Annotated in this window: 10 protein-coding genes, 1 tRNA gene and 1 pseudogene; 9 read left to right on the top strand and 3 right to left on the bottom strand. The window is 46.4% G+C overall.

Annotated elements, in window-relative coordinates; translation table 11 throughout:
• Positions 1-14: 14 nt before the first annotated feature.
• Positions 15-1,022, bottom strand: a complete 1,008-nt coding sequence (locus FDZ78_RS00850; RefSeq protein WP_160680991.1) for a FecR family protein — start codon at positions 1,020-1,022, stop codon at positions 15-17.
• 21 nt (positions 1,023-1,043) lie between these two features.
• The gene (locus tag FDZ78_RS00845; RefSeq protein WP_136408864.1) at positions 1,044-1,631 is read right to left on the bottom strand and encodes an RNA polymerase sigma-70 factor; all 588 of its coding nucleotides are present in this window, start codon (positions 1,629-1,631) and stop codon (positions 1,044-1,046) included.
• A 198-nt stretch (positions 1,632-1,829) separates the two neighbouring features.
• Here FDZ78_RS00845 and FDZ78_RS00840 point away from each other — a divergent pair, with 198 nt between their 5' ends.
• The 9 genes and pseudogenes from FDZ78_RS00840 to FDZ78_RS00805 all read left to right on the top strand — a co-directional run bounded on the left by FDZ78_RS00840 (position 1,830) and on the right by FDZ78_RS00805 (position 17,236).
• Positions 1,830-5,129: a SusC/RagA family TonB-linked outer membrane protein gene (locus FDZ78_RS00840; RefSeq protein ID WP_240740304.1), complete on the top strand. Its 3,300-nt coding sequence runs from the start codon at positions 1,830-1,832 to the stop codon at positions 5,127-5,129.
• Positions 5,130-5,146: 17 nt separating this feature from the next.
• Positions 5,147-6,886, top strand: coding sequence for a RagB/SusD family nutrient uptake outer membrane protein (locus FDZ78_RS00835; protein WP_136408865.1), 1,740 nt, complete (start codon positions 5,147-5,149; stop codon positions 6,884-6,886).
• Between the two features lie 28 nt (positions 6,887-6,914).
• On the top strand, positions 6,915-8,474 hold the full coding sequence (locus FDZ78_RS00830; RefSeq protein WP_160630634.1) for a SusF/SusE family outer membrane protein: 1,560 nt from the start codon (positions 6,915-6,917) through the stop codon (positions 8,472-8,474).
• 14 nt (positions 8,475-8,488) lie between these two features.
• Positions 8,489-9,916, top strand: coding sequence for a glucan 1,6-alpha-isomaltosidase (locus FDZ78_RS00825; RefSeq protein ID WP_136408866.1), 1,428 nt, complete (start codon positions 8,489-8,491; stop codon positions 9,914-9,916).
• A 132-nt stretch (positions 9,917-10,048) separates the two neighbouring features.
• Positions 10,049-11,221 (top strand): SusF/SusE family outer membrane protein, encoded by a 1,173-nt coding sequence (locus FDZ78_RS00820; RefSeq protein WP_168182123.1) that lies wholly within the window; start codon positions 10,049-10,051, stop codon positions 11,219-11,221.
• A 104-nt stretch (positions 11,222-11,325) separates the two neighbouring features.
• Positions 11,326-13,506 (top strand): annotated as a pseudogene (locus FDZ78_RS00815) (glycoside hydrolase family 3 C-terminal domain-containing protein); the annotation flags it as partial.
• Between the two features lie 15 nt (positions 13,507-13,521).
• Positions 13,522-14,445, top strand: coding sequence for a glycoside hydrolase family 43 protein (locus FDZ78_RS14920; protein WP_168182190.1), 924 nt, complete (start codon positions 13,522-13,524; stop codon positions 14,443-14,445).
• 18 nt (positions 14,446-14,463) lie between these two features.
• Positions 14,464-16,731 carry a beta-glucosidase BglX gene (bglX, locus tag FDZ78_RS00810; protein WP_123398371.1) on the top strand — a complete coding sequence of 756 codons (2,268 nt, stop codon included), beginning with the start codon at positions 14,464-14,466 and terminating at the stop codon, positions 16,729-16,731.
• Positions 16,732-16,735: 4 nt separating this feature from the next.
• The gene (locus tag FDZ78_RS00805) at positions 16,736-17,236 is read left to right on the top strand and encodes a hypothetical protein (protein ID WP_240740305.1); all 501 of its coding nucleotides are present in this window, start codon (positions 16,736-16,738) and stop codon (positions 17,234-17,236) included.
• Between the two features lie 242 nt (positions 17,237-17,478).
• Here FDZ78_RS00805 and FDZ78_RS00800 read toward each other — a convergent pair.
• Positions 17,479-17,552: transfer RNA gene (locus FDZ78_RS00800), tRNA-Arg, on the bottom strand.
• Positions 17,553-17,828: the final 276 nt, after the last annotated feature.

Here is a 17,828-nt window from a genome sequence, read left to right as displayed (position 1 = left end):
TCGATTATATGATTTTAGGAAGGCATTATGCGGATTCTTGATTTAAATTTGGTCGTATCGTCGGGGGATTTCAGGTTCTCAAATTCACACGTCACGGGAGCGGCCAATTCAAAGAAACGCACCACCTCGCTTATGTTCTCGCCGTTAAGAATCATCCGGAATGTTCTCTCTTTCAATTCTGGTGCAATATCGAACTCAACATCATATATTTGCTGAAGCCTATTACAGATATTAAAAAGAGGTTCATCCTCAAAGATTAACGTGCCATTTCTCCAACAGCAATATTTTTCTGTATTTATATGGTTGCTAATTGTTGGACGGCCATCTGCTACTGCCAGATGTTCGCCGGGATTAAGTGTCATTGATTTACTTTCTACTTCTACACTTACTTTACCATCGACTAATGTTATGGAAGCGGACGAGTCATAGGCATTTACATTGAATTCCGTACCGGTTGCCGTGACTGTCATATATGGAGTCTTTACATTAAATGGATGTTTCGCATCAGCTTTGACATCAAAGTATGCCTCTCCGTGTAATATCACATTCCTCACATTGTCATCCATCATGGGGTCATATTGCAATGAGCTGTTTGCGTTAAGCCATACGATTGTGCCGTCTGGAAGAACCGTGCTGCTGAGACAGCCAAAAGATGTGGTGATTGTCACATCAGCAATATCTCGTCCCTCCGATTGCCTATAAATCAGATATCCTACCACTGCAAGTAGTGGCAAAATAGCAACAGCTGCAATGCGCGACCAATATCCGAGCAACTTCTTGAATATTGCAAAACGTGAAGATACGATACCGGTCTTACGAAGCACTTTCAATTCTGCGCTTACGGTATCTATATCGTTTATATCTATAGTCGGATTCAAGACTGCCCATATATCCTGTTGTCGCTGAAAGTATTTTCTATTCTGCTCATCCGACTCAATCCAACGCCGTAATTCCTCAATCTCATGCGATGAAGCATTACCCATCAGATAGCGGCTAATTAAGGAATCTATCGTATTATTCATGTTATTATCCATCGTAATTTCTTATAAAAGGTGTTGAAACGTTAGAATCCAATATATGATGATCTTATAATTTTTGAGATTCTGTTGAAGGAATTTTATCGTTTTGCTGACGCGAGATTCCACAGTCCTGACCGAGATATTGAGTTTCTCGGCGATTTCGGTATATTTCAGATTATGTGTTCTTGACAACCTATATGTTTCAAGAACATCCGGTTGGAGCTGTGAGAGCAGATTATCAATAGCGTCACTCAATTCCGAATACAGGACATGTTCATCAGCTGGCAGGGACATGATAATCTCATGGTTCATATCCTGATATAGGGTCTTAACCTTGCGGTGCTTGATTTCGTCTAAAGCAAGATGCTGTACTAAGGATGTAAGATATGTCCTCAGTGATGTTCGAATTTCAAGAACTTTTCGGTTCGTCCAGATTTTCACAAATGCTTCCTGGACTATATCTTCGCATGTCTCCTTATCCGGGATGAAATGGGATGCGAAGATTACAAGGTCTGAATAATAATGTCGAAAAATTTTAACAAACGCTTCATGGCTGTCTATCTTCAAGGCAGCCACTAAAAGCATTTCGTTTTCAAATTTTTCGTTTTCCATGTTATGATATTTGTTGCGAAGTTAATCATTATTACGCTCGCTTCCAAGCACTTCAAACAAAAAATGAATAAATTGAAAATTTTGTACTTTCTCGATGTGGATTATTTTTTCACAATCGTTCTTTATTTAGATTATCATAAAAATCTATAAATTACCTCAAAAATCATACCAGAAAACAATACCAATCATATCAAAATAATGGAAAAAACAAATTCACATCCAATGCGTAGCCGTTGGCATCTGATGTTTAGGGCTATGCTCTTCCTGATGATGTTTGGCTATGGGCTATCGGCCTACGCATCCAACAGCAAGGTATCCATTGATGTCGATGGAATTGCCTTGGAAAATGTTCTTAAATCCATAGAACAGCAGACAAAATACCGGTTTATTTATAGCAAAGAGACTATAAATGTAAATGTTCCCGTAACACTCAAAGTCAAGGATGAGGCCTTAACATCTGTCCTTGATAAACTTTTTGCCACGCATGGTATAAGCTATGTTATCGACAAAAAACAAATTGTACTCAACAGTAGGCCGACTAAGGTAAATAAAAAAGACTCTGCATCCAAAGGTAATAAGATTAAAGTTTCAGGTATTGTATCGGATCCCTCCGGGGAGCCTCTGATTGGAGCCTCGGTAAGGAGTGACGTTTCAGCAGTCGGTGTGTCAACCGATATTGATGGCAGATATGAAATAGAGGTGCCTGCCGGCAGTAACATTCTATTTTCATATGTAGGCTATTGCTCCGAAAAAAAGAAAGCAGAGAAAAGCGGGGTACTGGATGTCACTCTAACCGAAGACTCTCAGTTGTTAAGTGAAGTCGTGGTCATCGGCTATGGCACAATGGATAAGAAAGAACTGACGTCGGCGATAAGCCATGTTGGCGAGAAAGACTTCTTGACTATCAGCTCTTCGGACCCCGCAATGCTCATACAAGGAAAAGTGCCCGGAGTGTCAATTACCAATACCGGTGCAGGTGATCCTAATAATCAAGCAAGTATCCAGATTCGAGGTGTGTCTTCGCGTTCAGCCGGTCTCGGTCCATTGATTGTTATAGATGGTGTTCCCGGAGGAGATCTAACCAATGTTAACCCTAATGACATTGCTTCGTTTGACATCCTGAAAGACGGTGCCGCATCTGCTATATATGGCACGCGGGGCTCGAATGGTGTGATAGTAGTGACCACTAAGAAAGGTGCAAAAGATGGAAGCTACAAAGTAACTTATTCGGGAAGTGTGGCATGGGATAAAATTATTGATGAGCTTGATTTCATGGACGCTGACGATTACCGTAATATCCGTCTTGGCTGGAGTGACAGTGGTACCGACCTTGGTGGCAACTATGACTGGTTCAAAGGTGTGAGCCGCACAGGATTCGCCCAAAAACACACCTTGAGTATCTCTGGAGGTACACAGCGTGCTAATTTTAGAGTTAGTGCAGATTATAGTAATTCAAATGGCGTGGATTTGCGCTCAAATCGCGAAGAGTACGGCGCGCGTGCCTCTATGGAATTGAAGTCGAAAGGTGATCTTTTTGATTTTAATATAAATGTTGCACCCCGCATCATTTACAAAGACTATGCCGACTGGAATGTGTTCGGCTATGCCAAGCAGGCAAATCCAACCACTCCGCTTATGGATGTGAATAGTCCTCAGCTTTATTATAACTTCCAAGGACAAGTATGTCCTTACAATCCCGTTGAAGTTCAGGAGCTTGAAAAGAATCATGGAGAAACAAAGCTGCTTGATTGGGATGCAACGGCGAAAATCAATCTGCTTCCTTTACTATGGAACTCTCAAAAAGAATGTCCGTTTACTCTCAACAGTCAGCTAACGTTTGCCGACCATCAATATGACAATAACAACTCCTGGTTCCGTCCCTCGACAAGCACAATGGCCATTAACAGCGGTCGTGAAGGCGAGGCAAGCAGAGAATATTATAAGACACGCCAGTACATTGTGGAGTGGCTTACCAATCTTGGATTCAGAATGGGAAAGAACAATGCGAAACTTATGTTGGGCTATTCCTATCAATATACTCAATATCAGCGCCTTTATGCGGAAAATAAGGATTTTCCCAACGATGGTCTCGGATACGACAATCTCGGTTCGGGCTCCTTTGCCAAAGACGAAGGAGAAGTTTGTATGGAGAGCTATCGCGATGACAACAAACTTATATCATTCTTTGGTCGTCTAAGCTATGACTACGACGGAAAATATCTGATGACAGCATCCATCAGACGTGAAGGCTCTTCAAAATTCGGCATCAATAACAAATGGGGTAATTTTCCCGCTGTGTCGATAGGATGGCGCCTCAGCCAAGAGACTTTCATGGAAGGATCGAGGAGTTGGCTCAACGACCTTAAACTCCGTGCCGACTATGGCGTCACAGGTAATCAGGATTTCGGCAACTACCTGTCAATAGCCACAATGCAAGGTTTTGGTTATTATAATTGGGGAGGCAAAGACTTTCAAGTTTGGGGACCGGCCAACAATGTTAATCCCGACCTCAAATGGGAAAAAGCTAAAAACTGGAATGTCGGAGTTGACTTTTCAATGTTCAACAACCGATTCTACGGATCGTTCAACTATTTCAACCGCCGAACCGAAGACCTGTTGGGATATTATAAAGTGCCGGTGCCACCATATCTCTTTGACGAGACGTTTGTAAACGTGGGCACAATGAAAAATTATGGATTTGAATTTGACCTGAACTTTAACGCTGTCGAGACTAAAGATTTCAGCTACAATTTCAGTGTGATCGGCTCGACAATGGCCAATAAATTCGTGGATTTCAGCAATTCGGAATATGTCGGACAGGACTACTACTCCTTATGTATGACAGAAGCGCCATATGCAAATTACTATCTCCAACGCATAGAGAAGGGAGAGTCTATCGGCAATTTCTATATGTGGAAATATGTGGGAGTGGATACTGATGGCGAGTGGCTTATTGAAAACAAGGATGGCAATGTCATCAAAGCCGGCCAAGGAACCGAGGAAGATCGTCAAAAAGTCGGCAACGGGCTGCCTAAATTCACGATGTCCACCACACATAAATTCCGATACAGGAATTTTGACCTCTCCTTGTTCTTCCGTGGCGCTTTCGGTTTCGATATATTCAACATACATGATTTCTATTATGGGACACGTAAATTTACAGGAAATGTCCTTAAGAAAGCATACAGCAAGAACTTTGCCATTAGTCCGACGGCAACACATGCCGTTACCGATTACTTCCTTGAGCGAGGTGATTATTTCAAGCTCGACATGCTCTCCTTAGGCTATACAATCAATTTGCAGCATGCCCGGTTTATAGATAAGGTCAGAGTATATGGTACAATCCATAACGTGTTTACTCTTACCAAGTTTTCCGGCGTTGATCCTTCAACATATCAAGTCAACGGACTGACACCAGGCACATCGGGTACGACTGCCACACGCAGTTATTTCCCATCTACACGTCAGTTCATGCTTGGTGTGCAAGTTGACTTCTAATATAATTAATGACTATCATGAAAAGTAAACTCATACAGTACGCATTTGTCCTACTGGCGTTGACCATGGGATGCGCATGCACCGATCTTGACGAGACACTCTATAGCTCGGTAGCAACTAAAAATTTCTACAACACGAAGAGTGATATCGAACGTGCTGTTGCACGCCCGTTTGAACATGCTTTTGCCACGATAAAAGAACGTCAGGTTCTTCAGGAACTCACGGCGGATCAGTTGATCACACCAACCCGTGACGGATGGTGGGATGACGGTGGCCGCTGGCGCAGGTACCACTACCACACATGGAATGCCGAAGATGGTACCGACATCCTTTATCTTTGGAACGGTCAGTATCAAGGAATAGGTCAATGTAACTATGTGATTGAGGATCTTGAATCTCTTGACCCGGCCAAATTCGGCCTGACAGAATCGGATTTCAACGATTACAAGGCACAGTGCCGCACTCTCAGAGCGATGTTCTATCTGACATTGTTGGATGCGTTCCGCAACTGCCCGCTTGTAGTAAGTTTCAATGACAAGACCGAAAACACCGATTATCAGGTAGCGCCCAAAGAGTTGTTTACATTTATTGAAAACGAATTGAAGGACTGTGTCAATAAGCTTGCTCGCAAGGAATCATTGGGAACTCAGGCTCTTGTACAAGGTAAATGGACTCAGGCTGGAGCCGCTGCGTTGCTTGTGCGCCTTTATCTGAATGCAGAGGTATATATTGGCGAGGAAAGATATGACGATTGCGCCAGACTCTGTCAGAATATACTTGACGGCGTATATGGGCCCTATGAAGTTTCCGACCGTTGGGACGCAGCCTTTGACTGGGACAACAATACATGCGACGAGGTAATTTTCGGCTACCCGGCAAGTTCCGGTTACTCATATTGGCACTATTCGGGCGATGTCTACTGGTATGCAGTTCCTTCGCAGGCTCGTTTCTATCTTAAGGATTCCAAATGCAAAGCAGGTGAGCATAACGTGAAATATGCCGCTTCTCCCAGCTATGATGTCGATGGCACTCTGTATAATTATAAATTGGGTATGCCCATACAGAATTTCCGCAAATATCCCGGCGATGAACGCATGAAACTGTACCGCAACCTCGGTAACAGCAAACGAGAAGGTATGTTTCTGTTTGGCTACCTGGAATATGTGGACGATAATGGCAAGACTGCTCGTGTACGTGCGCCGGAACGTTCCTATGATCTATATATCCGCGACGCGGTCGGAAATTTCCAGGGAATGGCTCCTGATACATGGCCACAAGGTCAGACAAGCAATCTGATGAACGGAGACCATAATTCGGGATGGCACTTTGTAAAATACCCGATGTATACCGATGCTGACGCACATCAGCTTGAAAGTGATTATACGGAAATTCGTCTTCCGGAAATAATTTACTCACTTGCCGAGTGTAAGCTTCGTTCAGGCGATGCTTCGGGTGCCGGCAAACTTCTCAATAGTGTGCGGAAGCGTAACTATCCATCCGAGAATCTGAACGAAGTCCTGTATCTGCCGGATGGAAGGGCCAAGTTGGATATGGAGGAAATGTTGGCAGAATGGGGACGCGAATACTTTGCCGAAGGACGCCGCCGAACCGACCTAATCCGTTTTGGCAAATTCTCCACAAGCTCATGGTGGGATAAGACTCCGGACGCAGACCATCATACAGATATATTCCCGTTGATGCGAAACGTCCTCAATGCCAATCCTGCGCTAAAGCAAAATCCGGGTTATAATGATTAAATTAACGTATAACCAATCACCAAGAATCATGATTAAACTAAGAAATATACTTTTATTGTTGGCCATCATTGGAATGACCGCATGGTTCTCTTCCTGTGACAGCGAGAAAGAACTCGTTATTTACGAGGAAGATTTACCCATAATGTCCGAGACGCTCTACATGCTCGGCAGTGCCGCCCCCTGCGGATGGTCGATTACTGACCCTACTCCGTTTACACCAACTAAAGAAGACCCTCTTATATTTACATGGGAGGGAACTCTCGGTATGGGTGAACTGAAGCTTTTGCTGACACCATCGGAAGACTGGAACATCACATTCATACGGCCTACCGTAGTAGGACAAAAAATTAGCAAGACCAATCTTGTCGACGAGCCGTTCACGATGTACATCACTCCTGATGACAAGTGGAATGTGACCGACGCCGGCGAATACCGGCTCACCTTTGATTTGAGGCACTGGACCTTCAGCACCGAATATCTGAAAGGCCCGGAACGGCCTGATGTGGTGCCGGTTCATGCCGAGTCGGTTTATGTTATCGGGGACGCCACAGCAGCTCAGTGGAATATTGACGAAGCCATCGAAACGATAAAACAGAGCGAATATGTTTTCGTATATGAGGGCAATCTGACCGAGGGCGAATTCCGCGCATGCACGGAACGCTCGTGGGGAACCCATATCCGCCCTGTGGACAATCAGGCCGAAATCAACGAGAATGGTGTTGCTGACGAGGATTTCATATATGTCGCAACCCCGGATATAAATTGGCTGGTAACAAAGGCAGGGAAATACCGCATAACTTTTGACCTTGAACATTGGAAGATTTCTGCAAAATATCTGACAGACGGAGAGGATGATCCCGTAAATCCAGTCGACCCCATAGAGACATCCACACTATTCCTGCTCGGTACAAGCACCAAGGGCGGATGGGACGGAAACGCAATGACTCCGTTGCAGCAAGATTCATCAGATCCGTATGTGTTCACCTATGAAGGCACGCTATCGGAAGGAGAACTGAAACTGTATACAGAATTAGGTGGTTATGATGGAAAGTCGGCAATCAGGCCGACAGTTGCAGGAACGCCGATAGGCCGGGACGACATAAAGGACGCCTCTTTCATTTACACTGCCTGGCCCGATAATAAATGGAACGTTTCGGCAGGGAAATATCGACTGAAATTCAACCTGCGCACATACAAGATGAGTTCGGTTTATCTTGGGGAAGCAGAGTATGATTGGCCCGAGGTAACCCCGATTAAGACTGACGTCCTATATATCCTTGGCGATGCAACTCCGGGCAATTGGGACATTTCAATAGCAACTCCCTGCGTCAAACAGGGCGAATACATCTTCACGTATGAGGGCAAGCTCAATGTCGGAAGCATGAGGGCATCGACTGTACGGGACTGGGGTGCTCATATCCGCCCCAAAGTCGCCAATCTTGAGGTAGGCAAAAATGGATGTTCCTCAGAGGAGTTCGTAAATATAGCCACCCCCGATTTCAACTGGAATATAGTTGATGCGGGAAATTACCGCATTACCTTCAATCTTGAAAACTGGACTGCAAAATTTGAGTATTTAGATAATTGAAAAATATAGTTACGATGATAAAGAAATTCATAATCACGGGCGTTGCATGTTGCGCAATCTTCGGTTTGTGCTCCTGCAAGGAGGATTATTCCGACATGCAGCTCCCCAACCAACACGAGCATCCGACTCTTGAGGAAGTCGGCAATATACATACATTCAAGGTGCCCCTATATTGGAGTGTCTACGAACGCGCCTACGAACTCGACGGCGATGATTGGGATAGCCGCAACATTCCCCTCGAAGAATGGGAACTCAACTTTGATTGGGTTGCCCGAGAACTGCTCCCCTACGGGTATGATATGGTCTGCACCGACGGATTCCTGCCAATTAACTGCGATGGCGGACAGCCATATATGACACGTTTGGGGCAGGTCCCCATCAAGGATCTCATAGCGGCCGCGAAGCGGCGCGGACTGCGAGTGGGAATCTACGACTCTCCTCTGGAAATGTGGTGCGATCCGGAAACCCTGATTCCCGGGACGGACTATACGGTGGGTTCACTTCTGTATGATAAGTCCATAGATAAAGTAAAGCATCCAAAGGCCAAGGACAAATGGCATACATACATCGTGTTCTCTCATCCGGGTGCGAAGGAGTATATTGACGGATTTTTCAAGCACTATAACGACTTGGGTGTAGAGCTAATCCGAATCGACTTCCTATCGTGGTTTGAAGATGGTGAATTCCGTCATTCCGATACTCCGGTTGGTAAAGGGTATGGCAGACAGATGTATGCCGATGCACTTGCTTACATATGCAAGACCGCACAAAAATATGGAATCTATCTATCCTTGGTAATGCCTCATCTTTACAATGATGCTGAAATCGAAAGCAGATATGGAAATATGGTAAGGATAGTAAACGACACTTTCAACGGAGGTTGGGGTTTCACTTCTTCAAAAGACCAGGGTCGGTATTGGCTCTCTTGGCCGAATTGTGAAAACCAATATGACGGTTTTACCTATTGGAGCCGTATTTCGGGCCGAGGCAAGGTAATTCTGGATGGCGACTTCACAATCATGCACAGCTATAAGACGCCGGCAGAAAAAGAGTTCGCAATATCTATCCAACTCATGGCTGGTGGTCCGATAGCCGTGACAGATCAGTACTGCACCATTGGTGATGGCGATGTCGCATATTACACCAATGAGGAAATGTTGGCTCTGAACAAAGACCGATTCGTTGGAAAACCTTTGGATGCTACTCTTATGTCGCCTGGAAGCAATATTTGGTATGGCCAAATGACCAATGGAGACTATATCATAGGTCTATTCAACAGGGAAGATGAACCCAAGAAATTCGATGTGTCTTTCGCGGAACTGGGGATAGCCGGTGAGATGAAAGTACGCGACCTATGGAAACATGTTGATGAAGGCTCCGCCTCGGCAATCAGCGCGCAAATCGAGCCCCATGGATGCAAAATAGTAAGGCTTTCCAAATAACACAAATAGTTCAACTCCGAAAAACAACAATTAATCATGAAAAAAATCTGTTGGTTAGCCGCTGTTGCAACCCTGTCAATATCAGGCAGTGCATCAGCTCAAGCAACCTTGTCGGAAATTTCCGAGCTCTATATGGTCGGATATCAAACCTCGTGGAGCGCATTCGAACTCATCAAAACATCCGATCACGTATTTTTCTACCAAGGCAAGGTGGAAGGCGGCGATGGCGTCTCCAACGGGAGCTTCCGCGCCAGCCCATTCGGTGGGGATGCAGTATTCAGCCGTCCTCAGGTTCATGCCGTCGAGGACAAAACTCTCCTCAGCCCCGCGACATCGCCCACTGCCGTGATCGACTATGGCAACATGGAAGGCGGCGATAAGAACTGGTATATCAGCGAAAGCGGTAACTACCGTATCGTGTTCGACCTAGAGAATGCTCGCGTTTCCATCTCCCAGGACTTCAGCGAGGTACTTCCCGTGATTACTCCCAGCATATACGCTGTGGGAGATGCGACTGTAGGAGGCTGGACTCCAGCCTTTGGCACTCCTTTGACAGTGGATGAGACTGACCCCTACATTTTCACATATCAGACATATATGAAGGGGGGAGCTTTAAAGTTCAGCCTGCGCAATGATAAGGAATGGGATGGTAACTGGATTCATCCAGTACAGAACACCGCCTTCGGTGCTGACGGTTTGAAAAAATGCGCTATGGAAGTATTCCGCGGAGCCGACCTGAACGACAACCAGTGGACTGTATCTGATGCAGGAACGTACAAAATTACACTTGATTTGCGTAACATGGAGATGAGCGCAGAATACCTCAGCGACAAAGTTATCGCTAACCATCTCTATCTGGTAGGCGACCTTACAAACTGGTCTTTCCAGCCAATGGAACAGGTTTCGCCTAACGTCTTTGAGGCGACTTTCGACAACTGCGAGTCCGGCAAAAGATTCCGCGCATCGATGGCTCCCGTATGGGGAACACATCTTCGCCCCGAAGTAGACAATACAGAGTTGGCAATCGACAACAAGGACGGTCTGGATATCAAGACGGATCAGAACGAAGATTACAACTGGGCAATCAAAGAACCGGGCACTTACAAAATCCGCTTCGATCTCAACAAAATGAAAGTCTCAGCCAACAACGAACCCACGACATCAATAACAGAGATCATTCAAGATGGCGGCGATGTCACCTGCGAATACTTTAACCTTCAGGGTATACGTGTAATGAATCCTGTTGCCGGGGAAGTATACATTCAGCGAACCGGGACTACAGTCAGAAAAGTTATCATCCGCTAACAAAGGGATATAATACAATATCGGGGGTTGCAGTCCATCGACTGAGTATGAACTGCAGCCTTTACTATTTTCATTTCACGAAACAAACAATACGCATTTCTACCATGGCTACAAAACAATTCGTCATTGCAACCGCCATTTTATGCTCATTCACCGCACAAGCGGCTGATTCGAAATACCTCGACTATTCGGCTCCACTGGAAGAGCGTATCGAGGATGCACTCTCGCGTATGACTCTTGAGGAAAAAGTCAAGATGGTTCATGCCCAGTCGAAATTTTCCTCTGCCGGTGTGCCCCGTCTCGGAATCCCGGAACTATGGTGTATTGACGGGCCTCACGGCATCCGTCCGGAAGTATTATGGGACGAGTGGAACAGTGCCGAGTGGACCAATGACTCATGCACGGCGTTCCCGGCACTAAGCTGCCTTGCCGCCACATGGCGCCCGGAATTAGCCCGTGAATACGGAAGAGCCTTAGGAGAAGAAGCACGATATCGCCGCAAAGACATTCTGCTTGGCCCCGGGGTGAATATGATGCGTACACCGCTGAATGGTCGCAGTTTCGAATACATGGGCGAAGATCCGTTCCTTACGTCAACAATGGTCGTGCCTTATATTCAGGGAGTTCAAAGCAATAATGTCGCGGCATGTGTCAAACATTTTGCGCTGAACAACAACGAGGACAACCGTTATACGACGAATGTACATGTCGGAGAACGTGCCTTGCATGAAATATATCTCAAGCCGTTCAAAGCTGCCGTAGAAGGTGGTGCGTGGGCTATTATGCCGGCTTATAATCTCTTTGAAAACCGCAACTGCTGTGAGAATCCACGACTTTTAAGGGATATATTAAAACGGCAGTGGGGATTCGACGGTGTCGCAGTCAGCGATTGGGGCGGAGTGCACAACACCGACGCTGTTCTTGAGGGCGGCCTTGACCTTGAAATGGGAACCGGTACTGACGGCGTGTCGGTAAATATGAATGCCTACGACAGCTACTATATGGCCAACCCATATCTTGAGCGGCTGAGGGATGGCCGCGAATCCGTTGACGATCTCAATGACAGAGTGAGGCGCATACTCCGCACAATTTTCCGTACGTCAATGGCTCCTTCCAGTTGGAAGGGCCGTTTCACATGTCCCGAACATTATGCCACAGCCCGAAAGATTGGCTCCGAAGGAATTGTTCTATTAAAGAACAACGGCATACTGCCTCTTAAACAGGATATACGCAAAATCCTTGTAGTAGGTGAAAACGCAGTGAAGATGATGACCGTCGGAGGAGGTTCGGCTTCTTTGAAGGTACAGCATGAGGTTACCCCCTTGGCCGGATTGAAATCGGCATTGGAAAACGCGAATATCGATTGGGAACGAGGATATATCGGAGCAGGAAGTACGGTACAAGACAATGTGACAAGTCAGGACGTTGAGATGCTGACCGAAGAACGAACTCCAGAGCAACTTAAAACCGATATGCTTGCAAAAGCGAAAGACGCCGATGTCGTGATATTCATTGGCGGCTTGAACCACTCTCACTGCCAGGACACCGAGAATGCCGACAGAAAGACCTTACAGCTACCATATGGCCAGGATGATCTTATTTCAGCTATCGCCGATATTAACCCGAACTTGATTATGGTGAACATCTCCGGCACACCCGTTTTGATGCCCTGGGCGGATAAGGTTGCCGCCATCGTCCAGGACTGGTATCTCGGCAGTGAGGCCGGCAACAGTCTTGCCGATGTACTTACAGGCAAAGTCAATCCGTCGGGGAAATTACCGTTTACTTTCCCTATGCGCATTGAGGACTTGCCCACCCACGGCCAGCGCCGCTATCCGGGTATTTGGCGCGATGATTCAGCCATCTGTGACATCTATTATGATGAAGGCATACTCATAGGCTACCGTTGGTATGATTATAATGATATCCCTGTACTGTTCCCGTTCGGTTATGGCCTCAGCTATACGGATTTCAACATTGGCAAACCAATAGTGACCCGAACTGGGATTGGCTATAACCTGAAAATGGATGTAACCAACATTGGGTCCATATACGGTTCGGAAACAGTGCAAGTTTATGTATCAGCTCCTAAATTGAAAGGACTGCTTAGGGAAAAGAAGAAACTTGTTGGTTTTTCAAAAGTGGATCTCGCGCCGGGCGAAACCCGCAGTGTGTCTGTTGACATTCCGTTCTCTTATTTGGCTTATTATGACGAGGAAACGGCATCCGAATGTATACTGGATGGTAAATATGTCTTTTCCGTAGGTTCGTCATCTGCCGACCTACCACATAAAGTAGCTGTGAAATATGATAGTGCGACCGATATAGGGGGAAATCCCTGTTTCCCCGGATGGTATGCCGATCCGGAGGGAATCGTGTATGGCGACACGGTGTTCATATATCCTACGCGCAGCCTTCCTTTCAAGGAGCAGACCGCAATGGACTGCTTCTCTACCACCGATCTCATCCATTGGACTAAACATGAAAACATCATCAGTACAGAAGATGTCAAATGGGCCTGGGGTGCGATGTGGGCTCCGGCAGTGCTTGAGAAGGACGGGAAGTATTATCTTTTCTTCGGGGCAAACGATGTCCACGAGGGCGAAATCGGCGGTATTGGTGTCGCAGTCAGCGACAAGCCGGCAGGTCCGTTCAAGGATCTGCTTGGCCGACCACTGATAAATGAGATCGTGAACGAGGCGCAGCCAATCGACCAGTTCGTTTTCAAAGACAAGGATGGGAGTTATTATATGTATTACGGAGGCTGGGGACACTGCAACATGGTCCGTCTCGCCGACGATTTCAAATCTCTTGTCCCTTTCCCCGACGGCTCGCTCTACAAAGAAGTGACTCCAAAGGATTATACAGAAGGGCCGTTCATGCTTGTTAAGGACGGGAAATATTATTTCATGTGGAGTGAAGGCGACTGGACAAAAGATGACTACCGGGTGGCCTATGCAATTGCTGATTCCCCTTTTGGTCCTTTTAGACGAGTAGGCACGATTCTGGAATCAGACCCCGAGATAGGAACGGGGGCAGGGCATCATTCCGTAATCCGGTCCTCGAAAACAGACAGATACTATATTGTCTACCACCGCCATCCGCTCGGAGCGACCGACGGTAACGACCGCGTCATATGTGTCGATGAGCTTCATTTCGACTCAAATGGCAGAATACACCCCGTGAAGATGACTTTCACAGGGGTGCCAGCAACAAAATTCTGAACCAACCGAAGCAATAGTATGAATCATTCTAATATAACCACAGCCGTCCTGCTTTTACTGTCTGCCGCTACCGCTCAGGCTCGTGATACAGATAACAAAGGCTTCATCGACAGTCTTATGGCTGAGATGAGCATTGAGGAGAAAATCGGGCAGCTGAATTTGCCCGTCGGCGGAGATGTGGTGTCAGGAACAGCACAGGCAGCCGTGCTCGACTCTCTTATCATGCAAGGAAAAATTGGCGGCTTCTTCAATGTCAAAGGAGTTGATGCGGTTTCCCATTTTCAAAGGTTGGCAGTTGAGAAAGGACCTCACGGCATACCCTTGCTCGTGGGAGCTGATGTAGTACATGGTTATGAGACAGTCTTTCCAATCCCTTTGGCATTGTCGTGTTCATGGGACAGCACCGCCATAGCCGAAATGGCCCGTATCTCAGCTATCGAGGCTACAGCCGACGGTGTAAACTGGAATTATAGCCCGATGGTCGATATCTGCCGAGACCCGCGTTGGGGCCGTATCGCCGAAGGCTCCGGCGAGGATCCGTATCTCGGAAGTGTTCTCGCCCAAGCGTATGTTCATGGATATCAGGGCGACGGGATGCGTTCTGACTCATCCCTTATGGCTTGTGTGAAACACTACGCATTATATGGAGCGGCGGAAGGCGGACGCGATTACAACGGCGTTGACATGAGCCGCGAATGTATGTTCAACTATTATATGCCCCCTTATAAGGCTGCCGTGGATGCCGGCATCGGTTCAGTGATGACATCGTTCAATCTTATCAACGGTCAGCACGCCACTGCCTCTGAGTGGCTTATCAACGGGGTGTTGCGTAACGACTGGGGTTTTGACGGTTTTGTTGTCACTGACTACGGCTCAATAGACGAGCTGCCGCTTATGGGAGTGGCAGATAAAGAAGATGCCGCCGCTGTCACATTAAGGGCCGGTACAGATATGGATATGGTTACAGGCAGATATCTCAACGATTTAAAATGTGCTCTTGAGCGCGGACAGGTTACTGAAAAGATGATAGATGACGCATGCCGTCGCATCCTGACAGCCAAACAGCAGCTCGGACTATTCGACAATCCATATAAATATTGCAAGCCTGAGCGTCTGGCTAAAGATATGTACACGCCCCGACATCGCAAGATTGCACGGGATATAGCCGCCGAAACCTTTGTATTGCTTAAAAACGACAAGCATCTCCTTCCTTTGCAAAAGAAAGGGCGGATTGCGCTTATCGGTCCTCTCGCCAATGCCGCAAACAACATGAGCGGGACTTGGAGCGGCTATTGCAAGCCTGAAAATCACAAGTCGCTACTTGACGTTTTCCGCGACGCCCTCGGCACCGATGCTGAACTGCTTTATGCGCAGGGAAGCAATATCTACTATGATGAGACTACCCAACGAAATTGCGACTGGGGCCGTTCTATCGCTCGCGGGAACGATGACGAGATGCATCGTCAGGCCATAGAAATTGCAAATAGCGCAGATATCATAATCTGTGCGCTTGGCGAAAGCGCGGAAATGAGCGGTGAGTCGTCGAGCCGAGCGGAAATCACAATTCCCGATACTCAGCGCGATCTTCTCAAACAGTTATACGCTACCGGGAAGCCTGTAATACTGTTGCTTTTCACCGGCCGTCCTCTTGTGCTTGACTGGGAGGACAATCACATTCCAGCCATACTGAATGTGTGGTTCGGAGGCAGCGAGGCAGCCGATGCCATAGCGGACGTTGTCTTCGGAGAAAAGGTGCCGTCCGGGAAACTGACTACCACATGGCCGCGTTCAATCGGCCAGATACCGCTGTATTACAATCATCTGCCCTCAAGTCATCCCGACTTTGATTCCACGCAGTTTAACCCCTATCGAAGCAACTATATCGACGTGAGCAACGAACCTCTTTATCCGTTCGGTTATGGATGCAGCTATACCACATTCGCTTATTCAAAACCATATATAAGCACCGACCGATTGGCAAAAGGAGGGGCTATATCGCTTTCAATAGATGTCAGCAATGCCGGGGATTACGATGGATACGAAATTGTGCAATTGTATATCAATGATCCAGTTGCCCGGATAGCCCGTCCTGTCAAAGAATTGAAATCTTATAAACGGGTATTCATCCCGAAGGGCGAGACCGTGAATGTCAGCTTTGAGATAGACAGCGACATGCTCAAATATTATGACAACGAGCTGAAATATGGTTATGATCCGGGTGAATTCCGCGTTATGGTGGGTCCAGACTCAAAGGATCTTCAATCCTTGATTTTTTATGCCGAATAAAACAATGAAACATATCATCTATTTCGCAGCCGCACTGATAATGGTTGGCTGCGCATCAAATCAAAAGACGACTTTATCAGGCCTTGACAAAAATGATTTTGACACCATTGTCAACAATCAGAAAATATCCCTGTTCACCTTGCACAACGGCGATATGGAAGTCTGCGTCACAAACTACGTAGGCCGAATTGTGTCGCTTATGGTTCCGGATAAAGACGGCCGACCACGCGATGTCGTGCTCGGGCATTACAACATCCGTGACTATATCGAGATCGACGGCAACTTCGGAGCGATTATCGGACGATACGGCAACCGAATCAACAGAGGCCGCTTTACGCTCGATTCAATAGATTATCAACTGCCACAGAACAACTATGGGCATTGTCTCCATGATGGGTCCATAGGCTTTCATCATTCAATATGGAGTGCCACCCAGACAACAGACACCACACTTGTACTTACACTGCACAGCACTGACGGCGATGCGGCTTCCCAGGCAACCTAAACGTCGAAGTTGTATATAGTTTTATTGCTGTCCGATAAAACTTTTTGAGGCAAAACAAAATTAGGACTGGCACCTATTGCAGGAGTCAGTCCTTTTAGTTTAGTTTTAAACCAATTTAAACATTAAGGAGCACACAAAACCCTCAATCAGAGTGTTGAAAGGAGAAAAAGGTTTTTGAATATGCATAAAAAATAGCGCAAAAAGAAAGTGTAGCCGACTGAATATCAATCAACTACACCTTGTGATCCGGCCGCGACTCGAACGCGGGACCGTCTGCTTAGAAGGCAGATGCTCTATCCAGCTGAGCTACCGGACCAGCCTTTTGCGGTGCAAAGTTACAACTTTTTTCGTAATTCCCAACAAAAGTGACTACATGTCTTTGACAAATATTACTTATTTTGTATTATAACATTATATATCCGGTGGCATATCAGCCATATAACAACAGAGACGCTTTTTTAACCAATTGCATTTATTTTCCATTTACCAACGCTGATATGCACTGACGCGCCGATCGGTCACCCACTACGCCACCAACGAAGCTATCTTCAATACTTACTCAAAACTTCTAAATTGCATTTTGCCGGGCATC

The sequence above is a fragment of the Duncaniella sp. B8 genome (assembly GCF_005304985.1).
GTDB classification, from domain to species: domain Bacteria; phylum Bacteroidota; class Bacteroidia; order Bacteroidales; family Muribaculaceae; genus Duncaniella; species Duncaniella muris.
This window is presented reverse-complemented; position numbering and strand designations above follow the sequence as displayed.

What these genes read in the sequence shown, in the direction of transcription:
- FDZ78_RS00820 (WP_168182123.1), top strand. Translation starts at nt 10,049, where the DNA reads ATGGTCGGATATCAAACCTCGTGGAGCGCATTCGAACTCATCAAAACA.
- FDZ78_RS00830 (WP_160630634.1), top strand. Translation starts at nt 6,915, where the DNA reads ATGATTAAACTAAGAAATATACTTTTATTGTTGGCCATCATTGGAATG.
- bglX (WP_123398371.1), top strand. Translation starts at nt 14,464, where the DNA reads ATGAATCATTCTAATATAACCACAGCCGTCCTGCTTTTACTGTCTGCC.
- FDZ78_RS00840 (WP_240740304.1), top strand. Translation starts at nt 1,830, where the DNA reads ATGGAAAAAACAAATTCACATCCAATGCGTAGCCGTTGGCATCTGATG.
- FDZ78_RS00845 (WP_136408864.1), bottom strand. Translation starts at nt 1,631, where the DNA reads ATGGAAAACGAAAAATTTGAAAACGAAATGCTTTTAGTGGCTGCCTTG.
- FDZ78_RS00805 (WP_240740305.1), top strand. Translation starts at nt 16,736, where the DNA reads ATGAAACATATCATCTATTTCGCAGCCGCACTGATAATGGTTGGCTGC.
- FDZ78_RS00825 (WP_136408866.1), top strand. Translation starts at nt 8,489, where the DNA reads ATGATAAAGAAATTCATAATCACGGGCGTTGCATGTTGCGCAATCTTC.
- FDZ78_RS00850 (WP_160680991.1), bottom strand. Translation starts at nt 1,022, where the DNA reads ATGAATAATACGATAGATTCCTTAATTAGCCGCTATCTGATGGGTAAT.
- FDZ78_RS00835 (WP_136408865.1), top strand. Translation starts at nt 5,147, where the DNA reads ATGAAAAGTAAACTCATACAGTACGCATTTGTCCTACTGGCGTTGACC.